Genomic DNA, 20,739 nt, shown 5'->3' with positions numbered 1-20,739 from the left:
CGGTCCCTACATGAGCCCGCTGCCCGAACAGCTCCCCGAACTGAACGTCACCCAGCTCTTCACGGGCAAGCGCCTGCTCTTCGCGGGCTCCACCGGCTTCGTGGGCAAGGTGACCCTCTCCATGCTGCTCGCGCGCTACGGCGAGCAGCTGGAGACGCTCTACATCATCGTGCGCAAGGGCAACGCCGCGAGCGCCGAGCGCCGCTTCTACGACAAGGTCGCCGTCAGCGAGCCCTTCCAGCCCCTGCGCGACCTGCACGGCGGCGAGGCCGGCTCGCTCGAGTTCCTGCGCAAGAAGTGCGTCATCCTCGACGGTGACATCACCGACCCGCGCATGGGGCTCACCGAGGAGCAGGCGAAGGAGCTCACCGGCAAGGTGCAGGGCATCGTCAACTGCGCGGGCCTGGTGTCCTTCAACCCGAGCCTCGAGGTGGGCCTCAACGTCAACACCTACGGCGTGAAGCACTCGGTGGACCTCGCGCTCGCGTGGGACTGCCCGCTCATCCACATGTCCACCGCCTTCGTCGCGGGCAACCGCTCCGGCCTCGTGTTCGAGGACGAGGCGGAGGACGTGGTCGGCTACTTCCCCAAGCAGGACGAGCTGGACGGGCGCGACTTCAGCCTCGAGCAGGAGCTCGCGGACGCGGAGAAGATCGTCGCCCGCCTGCGCGAGCAGGCGGACGACAAGGCCCTGACCAGCCTCTTCCGCAAGAAGGCCCTGCAGCGCCTCGAGGAGGAGGGCCGCGACGTCAACGACGAGAAGACGCTGCGGCTCGCGGTGGGGCGCGAGCGCAAGCTGTGGCTCACCACCGAGCTCACCCGGGTGGGCATGGAGCGCGCCCAGCACTGGGGCTGGCCCAACACGTACACGTACACCAAGAGCCTCGGCGAGCAGGTGATGGCCGCGACCCCCGGCCTGCGCTACGCCATCGTGCGGCCCTCCATCGTGGAGAGCGCCTGGCGCTTCCCCTTCCCCGGCTGGAACGAGGGCTTCACCACGAGCGCCCCGCTCGCCTTCGCGGGCATCAAGGGCCACCGCGGCATCCCGGCGGGTGAGCGCACCATCCTGGACATCATCCCGGTGGACCAGGTGGCCGCGGCCACCATCGCCGCCACCGCGCAGGCGCTGGACGCGCAGGCGCGCGGGGTACTCGAGCGGCGCGTGTACCACCTCGCCTCCGGCGACGTGAACCCCTTCTATGCGAGCCGCTCGGTGGAGCTGGTGGGCCTGTACCGCCGCCGCTTCTACCGCCGCAAGGAGGGCGGCAACTCGCTGCTCAACGAGATCAAGAGCCGGCTCGAGCCGCAGCCCGTCACCCGCCGCGCCTTCGAGACGCGCAGCGCGCCCGCCTTCATGAAGGGCGCGCGCTGGCTCAAGGCCACGCTGGACGAGGTGAAGCCCGCGTGGGGCGCCCCCGTGGTGCAGGCGCTGGTGGAGCGCGCCAAGACGAAGCTCGACGACGTGGAGCAGCAGGCGGCGAGCCTGAACATGCTCATCGAGATCTTCCTCCCCTTCCTCTGGGACAACCGCTACGTGTTCCGCTGCGACAACACGCGCAGCATCTACGCGCGCATGGCGGCGGCGGACCGGGCGAAGATTCCGTGGGACCCGGACACGCTCAACTGGCGCGAGTACTTCCTGGACGTGCACCTGCCGGGCCTCGAGAAGTGGGTGTTCCCGGGCCTCGAGGAGGAGACGAAGCGGCGCACCGTCATCCCCGCGCACCGCGACCTGCTCGAGCTGCTCGAGGCGAGCGTGCACGCCTTCCGCCACCGCGTGGCGTTCCGGTTCGCCGCGGGCGAGAAGGAGGAGCGCTTCACCTACGGCGAGGTGCACCGCTACGCGAGCCGCATCGGCTCCTTCCTGCTCAAGCAGGGGCTGCAGCGCGGCGACCGCGTGATGCTGCTCAGCGAGAACCGCCCCGAGTGGGGCACCGCCTTCTTCGGCATCCTCAAGGCGGGTGGCACCTGCGTGCCGGTGGACCCGGGCCTCACCGAGGCCGAGGTCTTCAACATCGCCAAGCGCGCCGAGCCCCGCGTGCTGCTCGTCTCGGACGACGCCGCGCGCGACTTCGCGGGCCTGCACGCGCTGCTCGCCCAGGCGGGGCTGCAGACCCAGGTGCACAGCCTCGCGCAGGCCATGGAGGGCGACCCCGCCTTCCCGGACCGCATCGGCCACGTGCGCAAGGCGGCCGCCGCGGACGACGTGGCGAGCCTCATCTTCACCTCGGGCACCACGGGCAACCCCAAGGGCGTGATGCTCACCCACCGCAACTTCGCGAGCCTCGTCGCGAAGATCGCGGGCGCCTTCAACATCGGCGTGGGTGACGGGCTGCTCAGCGTGCTGCCGCTGCACCACACCTTCGAGTTCAGCGCGGGCTTCCTCACGCCCTTCAGCCGCGGCGCGGAGATCACCTACATCGACGAGCTCACCAGCGACCGGCTGGGGGACGTGTTCGAGACGGGCCGCGTGACGGCGATGATCGGCGTGCCGGCGCTCTGGCAGCTGCTGCACCGCAAGATTACGCAAGAGATGGCCACGAAGCCGCCGCTCATCGAGCAGGCGATGAAGGCGCTGATGGCCACCCACGGCGAGCTGCGCAACCGCAGCGAGCTGAACCTGGGCAAGCTGCTCTTCTGGCCGGTGCACCGCAAGTTCGGGGGCCGCGTGAAGTTCCTCGTCTCCGGCGGCAGCGCGCTGCCCGAGGAGGTGCACAAGGCCTTCCACCAGCTGGGCTTCAACATCACCGAGGGCTACGGCCTCACCGAGGCCGCACCGGTGCTCGCGGTGAGCGACAGCACGAGCAACAAGCGCGTGCCGGGCCAGGTGGGCAAGGCGCTGCCGGGCATCGAGCTGCGCATCCGCGAGCCGGATGCGGAGGGCGTGGGCGAGGTGCTCGCCAAGGGCCCCAACATCATGGCGGGCTACTACGGGGACCGCGAGGCCACCGACGCCGTGCTCAAGGACGGCTGGCTCTACACCGGGGACCTGGGGCGCCTGGACGACCAGGGGCGGCTCTACCTCATGGGCCGCCAGAAGGACGTGATCATCGATGCCAACGGGAAGAACGTGTACCCGGACGAGCTCGAGGATCTCTACGGCAACCACCCCCACGTGAAGGAGCTGTCCATCGTGGGGCTGCCGGACGAGGCCGGCGGCGAGAAGGTCGCCTGCCTCTGCGTGCCCGACTACAAGGACCGCCCCCGCGAGGAGGTGCGCCGCGAGCTGGAGGAGCACTTCCGCCTGGTGGGCGCCGAGATGCCCTTCTACCGCCGCGTGAAGGTGCTCCGGCTGTGGGACGGCGAGCTCGCCCGCACCAGCACCCGCAAGGTGAAGCGCAAGCTGGTGGTGGAGGAGCTGCAGCGGCTCGAGCGCGCGAGCCACTCCGGCGAGAAGGCCCGCGAGAAGGTGCAGGCGGCCGGCACCGGCGGCATCGCCGAGTGGCTCTACCCGCTCATCGCCGAAGTCGTCAGCCGCCCCGTCTCCGACGTGCGCCCCGAGGCGCAGCTCGCCGGAGACCTGGGCTTCGACTCGCTCATGCTCACCGAGCTCTCGGTGGCGCTCGAGCAGGCCGGCGTGCCCCTGCCCGCGGTGAACGACCTCACCCAGGTGCAGACGGTGGACGACCTGCGCAAGCTCATCGCCTCGAGCGGCAAGCGCGCGAACGTGGAGGCTCGCGAGGAGCAGGCGGAGGAGCCGAAGAAGAGCAGCGACGAGGTGGAGATCCCGGTGCCCGACAGCGTCGCGGCGCTGGGGCGTGGGCTGCTCTCGCTGGGTCAGCGGGCGCTTTACGGCGGCGTGTTCGACGTGAAGGTGACGGGCCGCCCCTTCGTGCCCCAGAACCGCAACTTCCTGGTCATCGCGAACCACGCGAGCCACCTGGACGCGGGCCTCATCCGCACGGTGCTGGGCGAGCAGGGCCAGAAGCTCACCGCGCTCGCCGCGCGCGACTACTTCTTCGACACCCCGCTCAAGCGCGCGTACTTCGAGAACTTCACCGACCTCATCCCCATGGACCGCCACGGCTCGCTGCGCGAGTCCTTGCGGCTCGCGGGCGAGGCGCTGCGCCAGGGCTTCAACCTGCTCATCTTCCCGGAGGGCACGCGCTCCACCTCCGGCGAGCTGCTCGAGTTCAAGCCCACCCTGGGCTACCTCGCGCTGACCTACGGCGTGGACGTGCTGCCCATCTACCTGGAGGGCACCTACGCGGCGCTGCCCAAGGGGCGGCTGTTCCCCAAGAGCAAGAAGCTGGGCGTGCACATCGGCCCGGCCCTGAGCGTGGAAGAGCTGCGCGGGCGCGTGCACGGCATGGCGCGCTCCGAGGGCTACCGCTACGCCACCCGCGCCGCGGAGGAGGCGGTGCGCGCGCTGAGCCAGGGCCGCACCCTCACCTTGCGCGACGTGCCCGCGCCCGAGCCGCGCCGCGAGCGCCGCGCCCACAGCAGCACCGGGAGTGAGTCATGAAGCTGCTGGTCACCGGAGGCACCGGCTTCCTCGGCACGCACCTGGTCCCCAAGCTGCTCGCGCAAGGCCACCAGGTGCGCCTCATCGGGCGCAGCAAGCCCAAGGGCATGGACGCCGCCGAGTTCGTGCAGGGCGACCTGCAGGACCGCGACGCCGTGCGCCGCGCGCTGCAGGGCGTGGAGGGCGTGTACCACCTGGCGGGGCTCGTCTCCTTCCAGCCGAAGGACGCGCGCCGCATGTTCGCGCTGCACGTGGACGCCACGCGCGAGCTCGTGCGCGACGTGCGCGAGGCGGGCGTGAAGCGGGTGGTGCTCGCGAGCACCTCGGGCACCATCGCGGTGAGCGAGAAGGAGCGCGTGGGGCGCGAGACGGACGACTACCCCATCACGGTGGTGGGCCGCTGGCCCTACTACCTCTCCAAGATCTACGAGGAGAAGCTCGCCCTCGAGTACTGCAAGAAGCACGAGATTCCCCTGGTGGTGCTCAACCCGAGCCTGCTGATGGGCCCCGGGGACGACCGGCTCTCGAGCACCTGGACGGTGGTGAAGTTCCTCAACGGGGAGATTCCGTCGCTGCCCACCGGCGGCATGTCCTTCGTGGACGCGCGCGACGCGGCGGACGCCTTCGTGGCGGCGCTCACCCGGGGCGAGGTGTACGGGCGCCACCTGATGGGCGTGAACATGAGCATGTCCGACTTCTTCGGGCGGCTCTCGCGCCTCACCGGCGTGCCGCTGCCCCGGCTGCGCCTGCCCAAGCAGGGCAACATCCTGGGCGCGAAGCTGCTGGAGAAGTGGGCCGAGATGCGCGGCACCTCCCCTGCCCTGGATCCGCAGGAGGTGGAGATCGGCGAGCACTTCTTCTACCTCGACGCCTCCAAGGCCGAGGCCGAGCTGGGCTTCCACGCGCGCGACCCGATGACCACGCTGCACGACACCGTGCAGTACGTGTACACGCGCATGCCGCCCAAGAACCTGCCCGGCACCAAGGGCCGCCTCGCGGACCTGCGCGAAGGCACGTAGCTCCTTCGAAGCACTGCTCGAAGGAAAGAGATCGACAGTGTCCCCTCTCCCCCTGGGAGAGGGTCAGGGTGAGGGAAGCTCGCCCCTACTGCGCGCCCTGCCTCACCACCGCGCCGCGGCGCCGGATGGCAAATCCCAGCACGGCCACGGCTGCCATCAGCAGCGGCCACGCGCTGAGCCACCCGCGCTCGATGAGCGCACCACCGAGCAGCGGACCGAGAATCTGCGCCACGCTGAGCAGCGACTGATTCAGCCCCAGCACCGTGCCCTGCTCGCGCCGCCCCACCTGCTGGGTGATGAGGCTGGTGAGCGTGGGTCGCAGCACGCCTTGGCCGAAGGCCGCGAAGGTCGCAGCCACGAGCAGCAGCGGAATCCCGAAGGTCCCGGCGAGCAGCGCGTAGCCCACCGCGAAGCCCACGAAGCCCGCGCTCGAGAGCGCCTTGTCGCCGAAGCGCCGCACCAGCCGCTTGATGAGGCCGCCCTGCAGGATGATGCCGAGAAAGCCCGAGTACGCGAAGAGGTACCCGGTATGCCGCGCGTCGAACCCGAGCCGCCGCTCGGCCCACAGCGCGAAGCCGCCGGTGAAGACGGCGAAGGCGAGCGTGAAGCAGAAGAACTGCGAGAGCAGCCGCGCCAGGTCCGGCCGCTGGAAGTACTGCGCGTACGTGCCCCACGCGAGCAGCGAGAGGCGCTTGCCGCCCGGCCCCGCGGGGCCCTCCTCTTCGGCCGCGGCCCCTTCCGGGCGCGGCGGGTTCGCCGGGAGCAGCAGCGCGGTGGCGAGGATGCTGACGAGGCTCAGCCCCGAGGCCGCATAGAAGGGCACGTGCAGCCCGTAGACGGACAGGAAGCCGGACGCCGCGGGCCCCACCAGAAAGCCCAGGCCGAACGCGATGCCGATGATCGCGAAGCTGCTGGAGCGGTTCTCCGGCGTGGTCACGTCCGCGATGTACGCCTGCGCGAGCGAGAGGTTGCCCGCCGTGAGCCCGTCCAGGATGCGCGCGAGGAAGACGAGCCAGAGCACCTCGGCGTTGGCGAGCACGAGGAAGCCCGCGAGCGTGCCCACCTGGCTCACCAGCAGCAGGGGCTTTCGGCCCGCGCGGTCGCTCATCCGGCCTAGCAGCGGCCCCGAGACGAGCTGGCAGGCCGCGTACACCGACACCAGCAGCGAGGCCACGAAGGGCGAGGCCCCGAGCCGCTCCGCGTAGAAGGGCAGCAGGGGCAGGACGATCGTGAGGCCGAGCACGTCGACCAGCACGATGAGGAAGATGGGAAGCAGGGGCGAGCGCCGCACGGCCCCGTGCGCTAGCGCGCCTTCTCCCCGAGAGCAAGCGCGATGCGGCCTCCCTGCTGGCAGGGAGGCCGCTCGCTCGCAGCGCGGCTACGGCGTGCCGACGGTGGCCACCGGGCCCGTGCAGCCGGTCTCGAGCGCCCCCTGGTCCGGCGCAGGGCCGCAGTAGGGCAGCCCCACGCTCACCCCGGCCTCGCGCGCGGGCGAGCTCGCGGCGAGGCTCAGGTCGCGCGAGGCCACGTTGGTGAATGCCGGGTCGCGCTCGCTGGAGGCCGAGTCCCAGCCGGTCGCGCGCTTCCACGCGTCCAGGCTCTTCACGCTGCCGTCCAGCAGCAGCTGCGCGCTGGCGTTCGGGCGCCAGTAGAGGTTCGCCTCGATCGAGACGTTGGAGCGCAAGGGGCCCGCCTTCACCGCGTAGGTGCAGCCGGCGAAGACGTTGTTGCGCACGTCCAGCTTGTCCGTGTTGCCGCTGTCGCCGCTGCCGAAGCCGAGGCAGTTGGCCGGCATCCCGTACACGGTGTTGTTGTAGATCTGCACGTTCCACGCGGTGTTGATGCGCAGCGCGGTGCCCTCGTCGCCGTTCACCGTGGAGCCGTCCGTCAGCTGGTTGCGGCGCAGGGTGATGTTGGTCGGCGGGTCGCCCTCGCGGTTGCCGCCCACGCTGACGCCGCGCCCGTTGTCGCGCAGCACGTTGTCCTCCACCACCACGTCCTTCGCGGACATGTGGATGACGATGCCCTCGCCCTTCGAGCTGCTCGAGGTGTGGTGGCCGTAGATGGTGTTGCCGCGCAGCGTGACGTGCGTGCAGGTCTTCACGTCCACGCCGTTCTCCACGTTGTCGTGCAGCGTGTTGTTCTCCACCAGCAGGTTGTCGTGCGGGGTGCCGGCGATGGTGGCCGCGCCCTCGGGCCCGATGCACTGCACGGCGTCACCCGAGTTGTGGTGGATCTTCGAGTTGCGCACGACCACGTTCTTCGTGGTGGTCTGCACGATGACGCCGTGGCTGTCGTCGAGCGGCACCTTCTGGAAGTTGGAGATCTCGCAGTTCTCCACCGTCACGTTGCTCGCGTACTCGGCGATGTTCACGCCGGCGCCCGCCGAGCCGTTCTTCGCGACGCAGTTGCGCAGCAGCCCGTGGTGCGCCGCGGCCGAGCGCCAGATGGCCGCGAAGGCCTTGTCGCCGCCCACGTCCAGGGTGAGGCCCTCGAAGCGCCAGTAGGCGCGGCGCACGTCCAGCAGCGCCGCGGTGCTGCCGGTGCCGCCCTTGAGCACCACGGTGGCGCCGGGGGCCGCCGCCACGGTGATCCACTTGTCCGCGGTGCCGTCGCGGCCCGTGACGCTGAGCCGCTCCGCGTAGGTGCCGCCCTTGGCGAACACCGCCTCACCCGGCTGCACCAGGCTCAGCGCCTTGCCGAAGGTGCGGAAGGGCTGGGTCTCGGTGCCCGCCGCCGTGTCACTGCCGGTGGGCGAGACCCAGAGCACGCGGCTGAAGCTCGAGGCGCTGAGCGTGGAGGCCACGGGGCCCTGCGTGGCCGTGAGGGTCGTGCCCGGGCTGGTCCCGGTCACCGGGGTGCCGGCGTCCGGAGCGGGGGTCTTGGGCGCCTTGGGAGCCTCGGCGGCGGGAGCGGCCGGGTCGGCGGCGAGGTTGTCGGGGGCCTGCTCGGAAGCGGGGTCCTGCGCCGCGCAGCCGGCCGTGAGGGTGAGGGCGGTGGCGCACAGGGAGAGGAGCGACTTGGGTCGGAACATCCGTACTCCGGGTGGGGGAGGCGGTGGGGAGACGGCCGCCTCGGCGTTGAGCGTCGGCACCCCTTGTCCCGGTGATTTGCTTTGAACACAAATCAGGCGCTGCCTGCCGCCTCGCTCTCCAGAGAGGGTGGCAGTGGCATTACGGCGGCTTACGCGCGCGGCCGTGTGCGACAACTCCAGCGAGGGGCGAAGTTGCCTACACCTCCAGCAGTTGCGGGAGGTTGGCTCGAACGCCCGCGGCGCTTCACGGAGCGCAGCTACTCGAGCGCCTCGCGCAGCTTCGCCTTCGCGTTCTCGGTGAGGCCGGTGTGCCCGTCCGCGATGCGGGTGAAGGGCAGCTCCAGCAGCACGCGCAGGCTCTCGCGCGCCTGCGCCGCGTCCTCACAGAGGAAGAAGGGCGGAGGCCCCACGCCCCCGCGGCGGGCCATCAGCGCATCGCCGGTGAAGAGCAGGTCGTGCCAGAGGAAGGCCACGCTGCCCGGGGTGTGCCCCGGCAGGTGCAGGACGCGAAGCCGCTCTCCGTCCAGCTCCAGCACCTGCCCGTCGAACAGGGTCTCCATGCGCGCGGGCGGCTGCGGCGCGGGCGTGAGCTGGTCGAAGAGCCGCACGAGCGGGGCGTGCAGCTTCACCACGCCCGCGATGACGTCCTCCTCGCCGGGCCCCACCAGCACGCGCGCGTCCGGGAAGAGGTGCGCCGCGCCCCAGTGGTCGCGGTGCCCGTGGGTGAGCAGCACGGTGTGCACGTCGCGCAGGCCCAGGCCCTCGGCCGCCAGCTCGCGCAGCAGGTGCTCCCCGTCCGGCTCCATGCCGGTGTCGATGAGGGCGGCGCCGTTCTTCGTGCGCAGGATCCACGCGTACGACTGCCCGTCGTACACGCCCACCACCTCGGGCGCCGCCTCGATGCGAGCGTCTCCGGCGCGCGGCAGCTGACTCACCAGCGCCGCGGCCAGCAGCAGCGCCACCCCGCCGAGGATGAGCACGGCGCGCGCCAGCGCCCCCGCCAGTGACCTTCCCGTCTTCACACCCCGCGCCACGCCTGCCTCCCTGCTGCCGTGCCCGCGAGAGGGCGGGCGGCCTCGCGGAGGATAACGCTCCGCAGGGCCCGCGCTTGCATCCCTGCGCCGTGCACCCGCCCTACCCCGCCACCCGGTTGCGCCCGCCGCGCTTGGCCTCGTAGAGCTGCGCGTCGGCCGCCTGCAGCAGCTGCTGGGGCTCGGTCATCTGCGCCGTGAGGTCCGCCACCCCGATGGACACCGTCACCGGGATGCGCACGCCCTCGAAGCGGAAGGCGCGCTCGGCCACCTGGCGGCGCAGCTTCTCGGCGAAGTGGCGCGCCTTGTCCGGCCCGTCCTCGGGCAGCACCAGCGCGAACTCCTCGCCGCCGTAGCGCGCGAAGCACTGCTCGCGGCGCACCAGCGGCAGCACCCCCTGCGCGAGCTCGCGCAGCACCTGGTCCCCGGCCACGTGGCCGTGCATGTCGTTGATGCGCTTGAAGTGGTCCAGGTCGAAGAGCAGCAGCGAGAGCGCGCGCCCGTAGCGGTGGCAGCGCCCCAGCTCCCGCTCCAGGTACTCGAGCAGGAAGCGCTTGTTGCTCGCCCCGGTGAGCCCGTCCGAGATGGCCAGCTGGTAGAGGGTCTCGTGGTACTGCACCTCCACGTCGCCGCCCGAGAGGAACTTGAAGAGGGCGCCGCCCACCTTGAGCAGGTCCCCGCTCTCGAGCCGCGCGGGGCCCGGCAGCGGGGCGTGGTTGAGCCAGGTGCCGTTGGTGCTGCCCAGGTCCTCCACCCACACGTCCGCGCCCTCGCACCACAGCCGGGCGTGGTGCCGGCTCACCGTGTCCAGCTCCACCGCCACCGCGTTGTCCGGGTCGCGCCCGATGCCGACCGCTTGAGCGCCGGGTGCGCCGTCACCGGGGGCGCCGCCACCCAGCGCGCCTCCCCCCAGCGCCACCTTGCGCCCCAGCTGCGGCCCGTGGATCTGCACCAGCCAGCCCCCGGGGGCAGCGCCTTCGTTCCCTGCACCGGGGCGGGGCGCCATGCTCGTCACGCGCGTCTGCTCAGCGGCCATGCGGACGAGGCTTAGCACAGCGCATCGGCTATCGAACGCTTACCCCCGTCCGCGGACCAGAGGGCTTGAGGGCTGAGCCTCCGCAAGTACTGTGGCCCGCATGGCCAAGACGATGGCAATGATCCTCGCCGGTGGTGCCGGCACCCGACTCGAGCCGCTCACGCGCGAGCGCGCGAAGCCGGCGGTCCCCTTCGGCGGGCGCTACCGCATCATCGATTTCGTTCTCTCCAACTTCGCCAACTCCGGCATCTACCGGATGAAGGTGCTCACCCAGTACAAGAGCGACTCGCTCAACAACCACCTGTCGCGCGCGTGGCGCATGAGCAACTTCCTCGGCCACTACGTCGACATCGTGCCCGCGCAGATGCGCACCGGGCTGGACTGGTACAAGGGCAGCGCGGACGCCATCTACCAGAACCTCAACCTCATCACGGACGAGGAGCCGGACCACATCTTCGTGTTCGGCGCGGACAACATCTACCGGATGGACTGCCGGCAGATGCTGGACTTCCACGTGAAGAACCGCGCCGACTGCACCGTGGCCGCCATCCCCGTGCCCATCGAGCAGGGCAAGGAGTTCGGCATCATCGACGTGGGGCCCAACGGGGAGATGCTCAACTTCCTCGAGAAGCCGAAGAACCCGCCGCCCATGCCCGGCAACCCGAAGATGTGCCTGGCCTCCATGGGCAACTACCTCTTCAGCACCGAGCCCCTGGTGCAGGAGATCGTGCGCGACGCCGCGAACGACGCGAGCGCCCACGACTTCGGCAAGAGCATCATCAGCGAGATGTACAAGAAGAGCCGCGTCTTCGTTTACGACTTCGCCCAGAACCAGGTGCCCGGGCAGGAGGCGAAGGAGCGCGGCTTCTGGCGCGACGTGGGGAACATCGACGTCTACTACCAGTCCAACATGGACCTGGTGGAGGTGGACCCCATCTTCAACCTCTACAACGACAAGTGGCCCATCTACACCCAGCCCAACAACCACCCGCCCGCGAAGTTCGTCTTCGCGGACCGGGAGAACAAGCGGGTGGGCCACGCCACGGACGCGCTGGTGAGCGAGGGCTGCATCATCTCGGGCGGCCACGTGCACCGCTCGGTGCTCAGCCCCAAGGTGCGGGTGAACAGCTTCTCGGAGGTGGAGGACAGCATCCTCTTCGAGAACGTCACCATCGGGCGGCGCTGCCGCATCCGCCGCGCCATCATCGACAAGAACGTGGAGATCCCCCCGGGCACCACCATCGGCTTCAACGTCGAGGAGGACCGGCGCCGCTTCCACGTGACGGCGGACGGCGTGGTGGTCATCCCCAAGGGGATGAAGGTCACCTAGCGCGCGGTCCGGGTGGGGGACGCAGGGGTCCCCCACCCCGCCTTCTGCGGCTAGCCGCGGAAGGCGCCCTTCACCTCGGGCCGCATCAGCACCACGAGCGCCCAGATGCCCACCGGCATCCCGATGCAGCAGCAGCCGTTGACGCCCATGCAGGGGATCACGGCCACGATCGCGCCGGTGAGCGCGAGCGCGTAGCTCTGCAGGCCCTTCATCTTCAGGCCGCCCAGGAGCATCAGGCCCGAGAGCACGATGCCCGGCAGGTTGAGCCAGCGGCCGTGGTTCGCGAAGCCCTGGACGACGGAGCGCGCCTGCTCGGGCAGCTCCGGGTTGTCCAGCAGCGGGCCGTACTGGTTGACGCTGTGGCTCGCGACGCCGATGAGGCCGAAGATCAGCCCGAGGGCGCCGAGCACGATGAGCAGGATGGCCGGGACCTGCACCTGCTTCTGCGCGGCGATCGGGTCGGGCCCGGGGGTGGGCGGAGGAATCGGGGTGCCTTCCATGAACTCTCCCTGCATTGAGACGGGGTGTGGGAGGGCACTCTAGATCGGCTTCTGCCCGAAGGCCTCGAGCGTCTTGCCGATCTCCGCGTTGACGTGCTTGAGCAGGTCCTGCTTCTCGCGCTGCGGGAGGAAGGCGCTCTTGAAGCCCGCGACGATGCAGGTGGTGAGGTCCTCGAGCGTGAGGCCCAGGTGCCGGTGGCTCGTCCACAGCTCCTTCGTCACGGTGGTGTCGGTGATGAGCCGGTTGTCCGTGTTGATGGTCACCCGCAGGCCGTAGTCCAGGTAGAACTTGAGCGGGTGGCTCTCGAGCGCGTCCACCGCGCGGGTCTGCACGTTGGAGGTCGGGCAGATCTCCAGCGGGATGCGGTGGTCGTTCACGTAGTTGAGCAGGTCGCCGTCCTCGCGCAGGCGCGTGCCGTGGCCGATGCGGTGCGCGCCGAGGAAGTGGATGGCCTGCGCGATCGACTCGGGCCCGTAGGCCTCGCCCGCGTGCGCGGTGCAGTTCACGTTGTTCTTGAGGATGAGCTGGAAGGCGTCCTTGTGGTCCTTGGCCGGGAAGTTCATCTCGGCGCCTGCGAGGTCGAAGCCCACCACGCCGCGGTTCTTGTACGCGACGCACAGCTCGGCGAGCCGCACGCTGGTGCGCGGGCTCATGTGCCGGATGCCGCACAGCAGCACCCCGTACTTGATGCCCACCTCGCGCTTGGCGGCGCGCAGGCCCTCGAGCACCGCGTCCACCACCACCGTCTCGCGCAGGCCGCCCTTCAGGTGCAGCGCGGGGCTGTAGCGCACCTCCAGGTAGCGCACGTTCTCGGCCGCCGCATCCAGCGCGAGCTCGTACGCCGCGCGGTACAGCCCCTCCTCCGTCTGCAGCACGCTGAGCGTCACGTCGAAGGCGACGAGGTAGTCCTCGAGGCTCTCGCACACCTGGCCCATGTGGATGGCGCGCGCGAGCCCGTCCTCGGTGTCCGCCGGCAGCTTCACCCCCTGCTTCTCGGCGAGCTCGAGGATGGTCTTGAGCCGCATCGAGCCGTCCAGGTGGCAGTGCAGGTCGGTCTTGGGCAGGGCGCGCAGGAGCTCCTCCGTCACGCTGAGCGTGGGCGGAGGGCTGAAGTCGCCCCGGCGGGCGGTGGAAGGAATCCCGGTGGCGCTGGGCAGTTCGTCGTCGCGGATGGGAGCCATGGTGTGGATTTCCTCTGGTTCCCGTGCATCCTAGGGAGCGCCCCCGCTCCCTGCCACCCGCGCCTGTGCCGATGCCCCCTTCCCTGCGCTCCCTCCCGCTGCTGCTGATGCTGCTCGCGCTCGCCGGCTGCAAGCGCCCCGTGGAGCAGGTGGTGGCGTACAGCTCGGATGCCTCGAGCCGCACCGGCCTGCTGCCGCTCGCGGACGGGGTGCTGCTGGGCAACGAAGCAGGGGCACTGCTGCGGCTGCGCGCGGACGGCACCGTGCTGTGGCGCGCGATGCTCGGGCGCGAGGTGGCCGCCCGCCCCGCCGTCTCGGGCGGCCACGTGCTCGCGGGCACGGTGGGCGGAGACCTGGTGTGCGTGGACCTGCAGACGGGCGCCGAGCGCTGGCGCCTCACCGGGCAGCCCCCGGTGCTCGCGGACCTCGCGGCGGACGAGGGCGCGGTGTACGTGATGGCGCCGGACGGCAGCGTGCGCGCGCACGCGGTGGACACCGGCGCCCTGCGCTGGCGCCGCCCGGGGCTTCCCCCGCAAGTCGCGGCCCGCTTGCCTCCGCCGCTGACCCCGGTGCTCGGAGCCGGCACGCTGGTGCTCGTGCAGGGAAACAAGGTGCTCGGCCTCTCGGCGCAGGATGGCGCGGAGCGCTGGCGCGAGGCGAAGGGCGAGGTGGTGGGGCTCACGGGGGATGGCCAGTCGGTGTTCCTCAGCACGCGCACCGGAGGGCTCCTGCGCCTGCGCCCCGCGGACGGGAGCACGGTGTGGGAGGTGAGCCCCGCGGTGGGCGCCACCAGCGCGCCCTCGCTCGCGGGCGGACGAGTGTGGATGGGCGCGCCCCCTTCGGAGCTCGTGGGGGTGAAGCTCGAGGACGGCAGCCTCGCGTGGAAGAGCCACCTGCCCGCGCCGCTCTCCGGTGGAGTCGCGGTGCTGGGCGACACGGTGCTCGTGCCGCTGCAGGGCCCGGAGGGGCTGCTGCTCGGCCTGCAGCAGCCCGGTGAGGACCCGGTCTTCGAGCAGCGCCTGGACACGCGGCTCTTGAGCGCGCCCGCCGTGCTGGGCGACACGGCGCTGGTGCTGGGGCGCGACGGGCGCGTGCTCGGCTACCGGCTGCGCCGCGACTAGCGCCCCGCACTTCCCCCGGCGCTCCCCCGCCCCCATCTTCCAGGTTGGAGGAGGTGCAGCGTGGTCGAGGCGCTCTCCCGGGCCGTGCGCGGCCGCCGGGTCGTGGTGTTCATGTACGACGGGCTCCTGCGCACGGTGGAGCCGCACGCGCTGGGGCTGAGCAGCGCCGGGGACACCCTGCTCAGCGGGTACCAGACGGCGGGCTTCTCGCACTCCAGCGAGCAGCCGGGCTGGCGCCTGTACCGCCTGGACCGGATGCAGTCCCTCGCGGTGACGCCGTACACCTTCGCGGGACGGCGCCCCGGCTTCAACCCGCAGCACCCGCTGCTCGCCACGGTGCTGGCGATGGTGCCCGAGGAGGAGGGGCTCCTGACCGGGCCCTGAGCCCGCGGCTACTGGCGGGTCATCGTGAGCGGCGCGCGGTCGATCTTGCAGGGGCTCGCTGCGCCCGTGGCCTGGGGCGTGGCGGAGAAATAGCCCGCGAGCACGTCCCCGCTCACCTGACCGGTGATCGCCACCACCGTCATCTCCGAGGTCGACCCGGACCCCGACGCAGTCATCGTCACCGAGGTATCCGCGAGCCCACCCAGCAGCCGTCCGCTGTTGAAGCAGCGCGGGTCGCTGAGGGTGAGGATGCCGCCGAAGCTCGAGCCCTGCTCGCTGTCGATGCGCGCCTCGACGACGAGCCCGCTCACCGTCCCGCGCCACGTGCCCTTCAGGGTCGAGGCATCGCCCGTGTCACCGGATCCGCCGCCGCACGCGAGCAGCACGCAGGTGGCCAGGGGAAGGAGGCGGGACAGAGCGGGAGTCGCGCAGGGGCTCATGCGGGGCGTGTCTCGTGCGGGAGGAAGGTGGCGCGCAGCTATGCACAGCCGCGGTGCTCCGGACAATGACGGCGCGGTGCGCCGCGGCGCCGCAGGCGGCTCTGGCGTCCCGAGCGTCCGGTAAATCCATTTCTTTGAAGGACGCCTGTATCATCCGCGCCCCGCAGTACCCGTTCCCCCGCCGTCCCCCTTACGGAGTCCTCAGGATGAAGGCCGACACCCAGTCCACACCGAAGGAAATCACGCTGCGAGGAGTCGTCCTCGGCGTGCTCATCACCCTGGTGTTCACCGCGGCGCAGGTCTACCTCGGGCTGCGCGTGGGCCTCACCTTCGCGACGTCCATCCCGGCGGCCGTCATCTCGATGGCGCTGCTGAGCGCCTTCAAGGACGCGTCCATCCAGGAGAACAACATCGTGCAGACGCTGGCCTCGGCGGCCGGCACCCTGGCCTCGGTCATCTTCGTGCTGCCCGGCCTGCTGATGATCGGCTGGTGGACGCACGTGCCCTTCTGGCCCACCTTCGGCGCGTGCGCGATCGGCGGCGTGCTGGGCGTGATGTACACGGTGCCCCTGCGCCGCGCGCTCGTGTCCCAGTCCGACCTGCCCTACCCCGAGGGCGTGGCGGCCGCCGAGGTGCTCAAGGTGGGCACCTCCTCGCGCAGCGGCGCCGAGGAGGGCCGCGCGGGCCTCATGGCCGTCATCTGGGGCAGCGTCGCCTCCGCGCTCTTCGCCGCCGGCGCCGCCATCAAGGTCATGGCCGGCGAGGTGAGCGTGTACTTCCGCGTCGGCCGCGGGGCCACGGGCATCGGCGCCGCGAGCTCGCTCGCGCTCATCGGCGCCGGGCACCTGATGGGCATCACCGTGGGCATCGCGATGCTCGTGGGTCTGATCATCGCCTGGGCCCTGCTCGTGCCGATGCTCACCTCCATGAACCCCATGCCGGACATGGAGGCCGCGGGCCACGCGCTGCGCGTGTGGAGCACGCAGGTGCGCATGATCGGCGCCGGCGCCATCGGCGCGGCGGCCATCGTGACGCTGGCGGGCCTGGCCAAGCCGGTCATCGGCGGCCTCAAGAGCGCGCTGGATGCCGCGCGCAAGGCGAAGACCCAGGGCAGCGCCCCCCCGCGCACCGAGCAGGACATGCCCATCGCCACGGTGGGCATCGTGACGCTGCTCGCGCTCGTGCCCGCCGGGTGGCTGCTGGGCAGCTTCCTGAGCGGCACCGCGCTGGCGAGCGTGAGCATGCCCCTGGTCGCGGTGGGCATCGCCTACGTGCTGCTCGCGGGCGTGTGCGCCGCGGCGGTGTGCGGCTACATGGCCGGCCTCATCGGCTCCTCGAACTCGCCCGTCTCGGGCATCGCCATCCTTACCATCCTCGGCGCCGCGCTGAGCGTGGGCGTGGTGGGCCGCAGCCTCACCGGCCCCGAGGTCTCCCACGCGCTGGTCGCCTACGCGCTCTTCGTCACCACCGTGGTGCTCGCGGTGGCGGTCATCGGCAACGACAACCTGCAGGACCTCAAGACCGGACAGCTCGTGGATGCGACCCCCTGGAAGCAGCAGGTGGCGCTGCTCATCGGCGTGGTCGCGGGCTCGGTGGTGGTGCCGCCGGTGCTCGAGCTGCTGAACAAGGCCTACGGCTTCGCGGGCGCGCCCAACGCGAACGCCATCTCCAACCAGCCGCTCGCCGCGCCCCAGGCCACGCTCATCTCCACCCTGGCCAAGGGCGTCATCGGCGGTGACCTGCGCTGGGACCTGGTGCTGTGGGGCGCGGCGCTGGGCCTGCTGCTCGTGGTCATCAACTTCGGCCTCAAGGCCGCGACCAAGGGCCGCTACAGCCTGCCGCCGCTCGGAGTGGGCCTCGCCATCTACCTGCCCAGCGCCGTGACCGCGCCCGTGGTCGTGGGCGCCTTCGCCGGCTACTTCTTCGAGCGCGGCGTGGAGAAGCACCCCTGGGGCGAGACGGCCAAGCGCCTCGCCGTGCTGGTGATGTCCGGCTTCATCGTGGGCGAGAGCCTCTTCAACGTCGCGCTCGCCGGCCTCATCGTCTCCACCGGCAAGGGCGAGCCGCTGGCGCTCAACGTCAACTTCAGCGAGGTGACCACCATGCTCGTCGCGCTGGTGGTGGGCATCCTCGTGGTCGCGGGGCTGTACCGCTGGACCTCGCGCACCGCGCGCAGCATCGAGGTGTGAGCCTCTCTCGCGCTGCGCGGGCCCGCGGGCTCGCGCAGCGCGCCGCAGCACTCAGGGCGCCTGCACCCCGAGCGCCCCGGCGATGAGCGCGAGGTCCTCGAGCGGGATCTCGAAGTGCCCGCGCCGCGCGAGCATCCCCCAGTTGGGATGCTCGCGGATGAAGGCGAGGCGCGCGGCGAGCGCGTCCACCTTCGCCTCCCGGCGCACGGGAAGGTAGGCGATGCGGCGGCGGTAGGGCCGGAAGTCTCCGCCCAGGTCCACCTGCTCCACCCCCTCCCCCTCCACCCGCCCCAGCGCGGTGAAGGCCTTGAGGGGCTCGCCCTCCTGCATGTCCGTGCGCGGCGAGTAGTAGACGAGCCAGTCGCCCACGCTCATCCGCCGCAGCGCTTCCGCGCGGCCATGGCACAGCTGCGCGAAGCCCCCCGCCACCCCGCGCTGCACGTGCGAGCGCGAGACGACGCCCACCCAGGCCCTCACGGCTGCGCCTCCGCGAAGCGCGCGAGCGCGTGCGTATTGGCCTCGCTCCCCGCCGCCTGCTTGCGCGCCACCGCGCGGTCCCAGAGGAGCGAGAGCGGGCCCGCCACCTCGATGGTCACGCGCACCCGCGTGCCCTCCGCGCAGGGGAGCAGGTCGTGCCGCGTGCGCATGCGGGCGAGCGGCAGGTGGGCCACATCCGTGAACGAGGCCGGCGCGCTCGCCTCCTCCACCGTCATGCGCACCCGGGGGCCACCGCGGGGCGTGAGGCTGAAGGCGGCCCCGCGGGTGAGGGACGCCGGGGCCTCGGTGGAGGCGAGCTCCGCATCCCATTGCGGCCAGCGGGCGATGTCGGTGAGGGCGCGGTAGAGCTTCCCGGCCGGGGTGGGGACGACGGTCTCGTGGACGTAGCGGCGCATGCGGCTTCTCCTCTGCGGTGGGTACGCAGGGCAAGCTACGGGGCCCTGGTGACAGATTCTGTCAGCAGTGCGCATGCAGCGCTTCCGTCCTCTCCGGACACGCGAGAGTGGCGCGAGGGGGACGGCCTCGAGAAGGAGAGGCCGGGTAGGGGACGAGGCTTCTCCGGGTGGCAGAAGCCGTCCACGACGCGTGGACTCCTGTCCCGAAAGGAGACGCCCCTCCCGGGCGCGGACGGGCGCGCGATGCAAAAACGTAAAATCCTATTTTACGATTTTGCGCGACGCAGCCTTCGGCTCCCGAGGGGGCCCGCACGCAGAGTGAAGCTGCACTCGGGGCCGGAGCGTTGGTGCGTGGAACGGACGTTTCGCTCCACGCGGGAGGCTGCGTGGGCGGACGTGGAGGGAAGCTTCAGCCCTGGCGGTGCGCCGCGAGGGCCGCCCTCATGCGCGCAGCGCAAATGGGTCACCCCTGAGCGACGCGGAGTCGGCGACGCCCCACCGCGAGCGGCCGCAGCGTTCCGTCACCCTTCCAGCCCTGACGCCCCATCTGCAGCGAGGACGCGGCCCAAGGAACCGCGTCCTGCGCCGCCTCCACGGCGCGGCTACCCTTGGTGCCGACATGCTCCGTCGTCGGCCCACCCGATGGGTCTAGGTACCGCCCGGCAGCTGCGCGGGGATGTGCTCGCGCTCGCGCCACTCCCGCAACAGGGCCATCCGCGAGCGCGGCAGGCGCTCCTGCAGCGTGGCCCAGCGCGTGATGCGGTCCGCGCGGAAGGAGCGGAAGTCCCCCTTCGCCTCGCACCAGGCGATGAGCACCCGCGAGCGCTCGAAATAGCCCAGGCCCAGCGGCCACACGGTGCGCTCGCTCGCGTCCCCCCGCTCGTTCACATAGGCGAGCCGCGCCTTGTGCTGGGTGCGGATGGCCGCGCGCACCTCCGCGAGGTCCACCGTCTCGGGCGGGCGCTCGCGCGCGGGGCCCGCGAGCAGGGCCGTCTCGTCCACGAGCTGGCGCAGGTCGCGCGGCAGCACTGCGCGCAGCTTCGCCACCACCTCCGCGGAGGCCCGGCCCAGCGCCGCGTCCCCGTGCTCCGCCGTGAGCCGCAGGCCCAGCACCAGCGCCTCCAGCTCCTCGTCGCTGAACATGAGCGGCGGCAGCAGGAAGCCGGGGCGAAGGAGGTAGCCCACGCCCGCCTCACCCTCGATGCTGGCCCCCTGCGCGCGCAGCGTCTGCACGTCGCGGTACACCGAGCGCACGGAAACCTCGAGCTCCTCGGCGAGTGCCGCGGCGCTCACCGGCGCGCGGTGGCGGCGCAGCACCTGGATGAGGCGGAGGAGGCGGTCGGCGCGGGCCATGGCGCCCCACTGTGCCACACGGGCCCGGGCGGGGCGCTCGCGCGAGCGGCCCCGGTAGCGGACGGGCGCTACTTCCCGCTGATGCCCACCAGCTCCACGTCGAACTGGAGCACGGCATCCGGCGGGATGCGCGAGCCGGGAGGAGGCTGTGAGCCGTAAGCCTTGCTCGCAGGGCACGTGAGTTTCGCCTTGCCGCCCACCTTCATCCGCTGCAGCCCCTCGGTCCAGCAAGAGATGACGCCGTTGAGCGGGAACTCCGCGGGCTCGCCGCGCTTGTACGAGCTGTCGAACTCCTCCCCGGTGATGAGCGTGCCGCGGTAGTTGACCTTCACGGTGTCGCTCGCGGCTGGAGCGCGGCCAGAGCCCGCCTGCAGCTCGCGGTAGACCACGCCCGAGGGCAGCTTCTGCGCGCCCTTCTCCTGCGCCGCCCGCGCGAGCGTCGCCTCGTTCGCCTTGCCCTGGCGCCCGCGGGCGATGTCCTGCAGCTTGGGCTCGTACTGCGCGAGGTCCACCGCCGCGGGGGCGCCCGCGCGCGCATCACCGAGGCCGCGCTTGAGCACCTCGAGCTCCGAGGGGCTCAGCTGCAGCACCGCGAGCGACTCGCCGAAGCGGAAGCCCAGCGCGTAGAAGGCCTTCTCGTCCTCGGTCTTCGGCTGCGCGGAGGCGGCGGGCTTCGCCGTGCCTTGGGCGTGGGCGGTGGACATCAGGACGCTGCTCGTCACCAGCGCCAGCAACATCGTTCGCATGGGGGCTCCGCTGCTC

The 20,739-nt window shown here is 71.4% G+C and carries 17 protein-coding genes; 6 read left to right on the top strand and 11 right to left on the bottom strand.

Translation table 11 applies throughout. The features are described 5' to 3' along the window. Nucleotides 1-10 precede the first annotated feature (10 nt). Together FGE12_RS15670 and FGE12_RS15665 are read left to right on the top strand one after the other, a co-directional pair. Entirely contained in the window at nt 11-4,465 is a 4,455-nt protein-coding gene (locus FGE12_RS15670; protein ID WP_153867270.1) for an AMP-binding protein, read from the top strand. After that, on the top strand, nt 4,462-5,484 hold the full coding sequence (locus FGE12_RS15665) for an NAD-dependent epimerase/dehydratase family protein (RefSeq protein WP_153867269.1): 1,023 nt from the start codon (nt 4,462-4,464) through the stop codon (nt 5,482-5,484). Before FGE12_RS15670 ends, FGE12_RS15665 begins: the two co-directional genes overlap by 4 nt. 85 nt (nt 5,485-5,569) lie before the next feature. On the opposite strand, the gene FGE12_RS15660 is transcribed toward FGE12_RS15665, so the two are convergent. From FGE12_RS15660 to FGE12_RS15645, 4 genes are all read right to left on the bottom strand, one after another. Then, nucleotides 5,570-6,775: an MFS transporter gene (locus tag FGE12_RS15660; RefSeq protein ID WP_194797912.1), complete on the bottom strand. Its 1,206-nt coding sequence runs from the start codon at nt 6,773-6,775 to the stop codon at nt 5,570-5,572. A gap of 87 nt (nt 6,776-6,862) precedes the next feature. After that, nucleotides 6,863-8,518 carry a nitrous oxide reductase family maturation protein NosD gene (locus FGE12_RS15655; RefSeq protein ID WP_153867267.1) on the bottom strand — a complete coding sequence of 552 codons (1,656 nt, stop codon included), beginning with the start codon at nt 8,516-8,518 and terminating at the stop codon, nt 6,863-6,865. A 257-nt stretch (nt 8,519-8,775) separates the two neighbouring features. After that, a complete protein-coding gene (locus tag FGE12_RS15650) occupies nt 8,776-9,552 on the bottom strand; it encodes an MBL fold metallo-hydrolase (RefSeq protein ID WP_370459004.1) in 777 nt (258 codons plus the stop codon). A gap of 100 nt (nt 9,553-9,652) precedes the next feature. After that, on the bottom strand, nt 9,653-10,585 hold the full coding sequence (locus tag FGE12_RS15645; protein ID WP_153867266.1) for a GGDEF domain-containing protein: 933 nt from the start codon (nt 10,583-10,585) through the stop codon (nt 9,653-9,655). Nucleotides 10,586-10,685: 100 nt separating this feature from the next. On the opposite strand from FGE12_RS15645, the gene glgC reads away from it, so the two are divergent. Beyond that, a complete protein-coding gene (glgC, locus tag FGE12_RS15640; protein WP_153867265.1) occupies nt 10,686-11,915 on the top strand; it encodes a glucose-1-phosphate adenylyltransferase in 1,230 nt (409 codons plus the stop codon). A 50-nt stretch (nt 11,916-11,965) separates the two neighbouring features. Here glgC and FGE12_RS15635 read toward each other — a convergent pair whose 3' ends face one another. After that, nucleotides 11,966-12,415: a hypothetical protein gene (locus tag FGE12_RS15635; RefSeq protein WP_153867264.1), complete on the bottom strand. Its 450-nt coding sequence runs from the start codon at nt 12,413-12,415 to the stop codon at nt 11,966-11,968. Nucleotides 12,416-12,454: 39 nt separating this feature from the next. Then, the gene (gene add / locus FGE12_RS15630) at nt 12,455-13,597 is read right to left on the bottom strand and encodes an adenosine deaminase (protein ID WP_153867263.1); all 1,143 of its coding nucleotides are present in this window, start codon (nt 13,595-13,597) and stop codon (nt 12,455-12,457) included. Between the two features lie 71 nt (nt 13,598-13,668). On the opposite strand from add, the gene FGE12_RS15625 reads away from it, so the two are divergent. Then, entirely contained in the window at nt 13,669-14,718 is a 1,050-nt protein-coding gene (locus FGE12_RS15625; RefSeq protein ID WP_153867262.1) for a PQQ-like beta-propeller repeat protein, read from the top strand. Between the two features lie 60 nt (nt 14,719-14,778). Further along, nucleotides 14,779-15,102 carry a WYL domain-containing protein gene (locus tag FGE12_RS15620; RefSeq protein WP_194797911.1) on the top strand — a complete coding sequence of 108 codons (324 nt, stop codon included), beginning with the start codon at nt 14,779-14,781 and terminating at the stop codon, nt 15,100-15,102. A gap of 8 nt (nt 15,103-15,110) precedes the next feature. Here FGE12_RS15620 and FGE12_RS15615 read toward each other — a convergent pair whose 3' ends face one another. Then, nucleotides 15,111-15,542 carry a hypothetical protein gene (locus tag FGE12_RS15615; RefSeq protein WP_153867261.1) on the bottom strand — a complete coding sequence of 144 codons (432 nt, stop codon included), beginning with the start codon at nt 15,540-15,542 and terminating at the stop codon, nt 15,111-15,113. Between the two features lie 206 nt (nt 15,543-15,748). On the opposite strand from FGE12_RS15615, the gene FGE12_RS15610 reads away from it, so the two are divergent. Then, complete coding sequence (locus FGE12_RS15610) at nt 15,749-17,731, top strand: OPT family oligopeptide transporter (RefSeq protein ID WP_153867260.1); 1,983 nt, start codon at nt 15,749-15,751, stop codon at nt 17,729-17,731. A gap of 51 nt (nt 17,732-17,782) precedes the next feature. Here the strand turns inward: FGE12_RS15610 and FGE12_RS15605 are convergent, their stop codons facing one another. The 4 genes from FGE12_RS15605 to FGE12_RS15595 all read right to left on the bottom strand — a co-directional run bounded on the left by FGE12_RS15605 (nt 17,783) and on the right by FGE12_RS15595 (nt 20,723). Beyond that, nucleotides 17,783-18,208 (bottom strand): EVE domain-containing protein, encoded by a 426-nt coding sequence (locus FGE12_RS15605; protein ID WP_370459003.1) that lies wholly within the window; start codon nt 18,206-18,208, stop codon nt 17,783-17,785. Continuing rightward, complete coding sequence (locus FGE12_RS30360; RefSeq protein ID WP_228530813.1) at nt 18,205-18,624, bottom strand: SRPBCC family protein; 420 nt, start codon at nt 18,622-18,624, stop codon at nt 18,205-18,207. The genes FGE12_RS15605 and FGE12_RS30360 overlap by 4 nt, the downstream gene beginning before the upstream one ends. A 648-nt stretch (nt 18,625-19,272) precedes the next feature. Then, the gene (locus tag FGE12_RS15600; protein WP_153867258.1) at nt 19,273-19,977 is read right to left on the bottom strand and encodes a YafY family protein; all 705 of its coding nucleotides are present in this window, start codon (nt 19,975-19,977) and stop codon (nt 19,273-19,275) included. A gap of 68 nt (nt 19,978-20,045) precedes the next feature. After that, nucleotides 20,046-20,723 (bottom strand): FKBP-type peptidyl-prolyl cis-trans isomerase, encoded by a 678-nt coding sequence (locus FGE12_RS15595; RefSeq protein ID WP_153867257.1) that lies wholly within the window; start codon nt 20,721-20,723, stop codon nt 20,046-20,048. Nucleotides 20,724-20,739: the final 16 nt, after the last annotated feature.

Source organism: Aggregicoccus sp. 17bor-14, from assembly GCF_009659535.1.
Taxonomy (GTDB): Bacteria; Myxococcota; Myxococcia; order Myxococcales; family Myxococcaceae; genus Aggregicoccus.
Note: the sequence above shows the minus strand (reverse complement) of the source record. Positions and strands in the feature narration are given on the sequence as shown.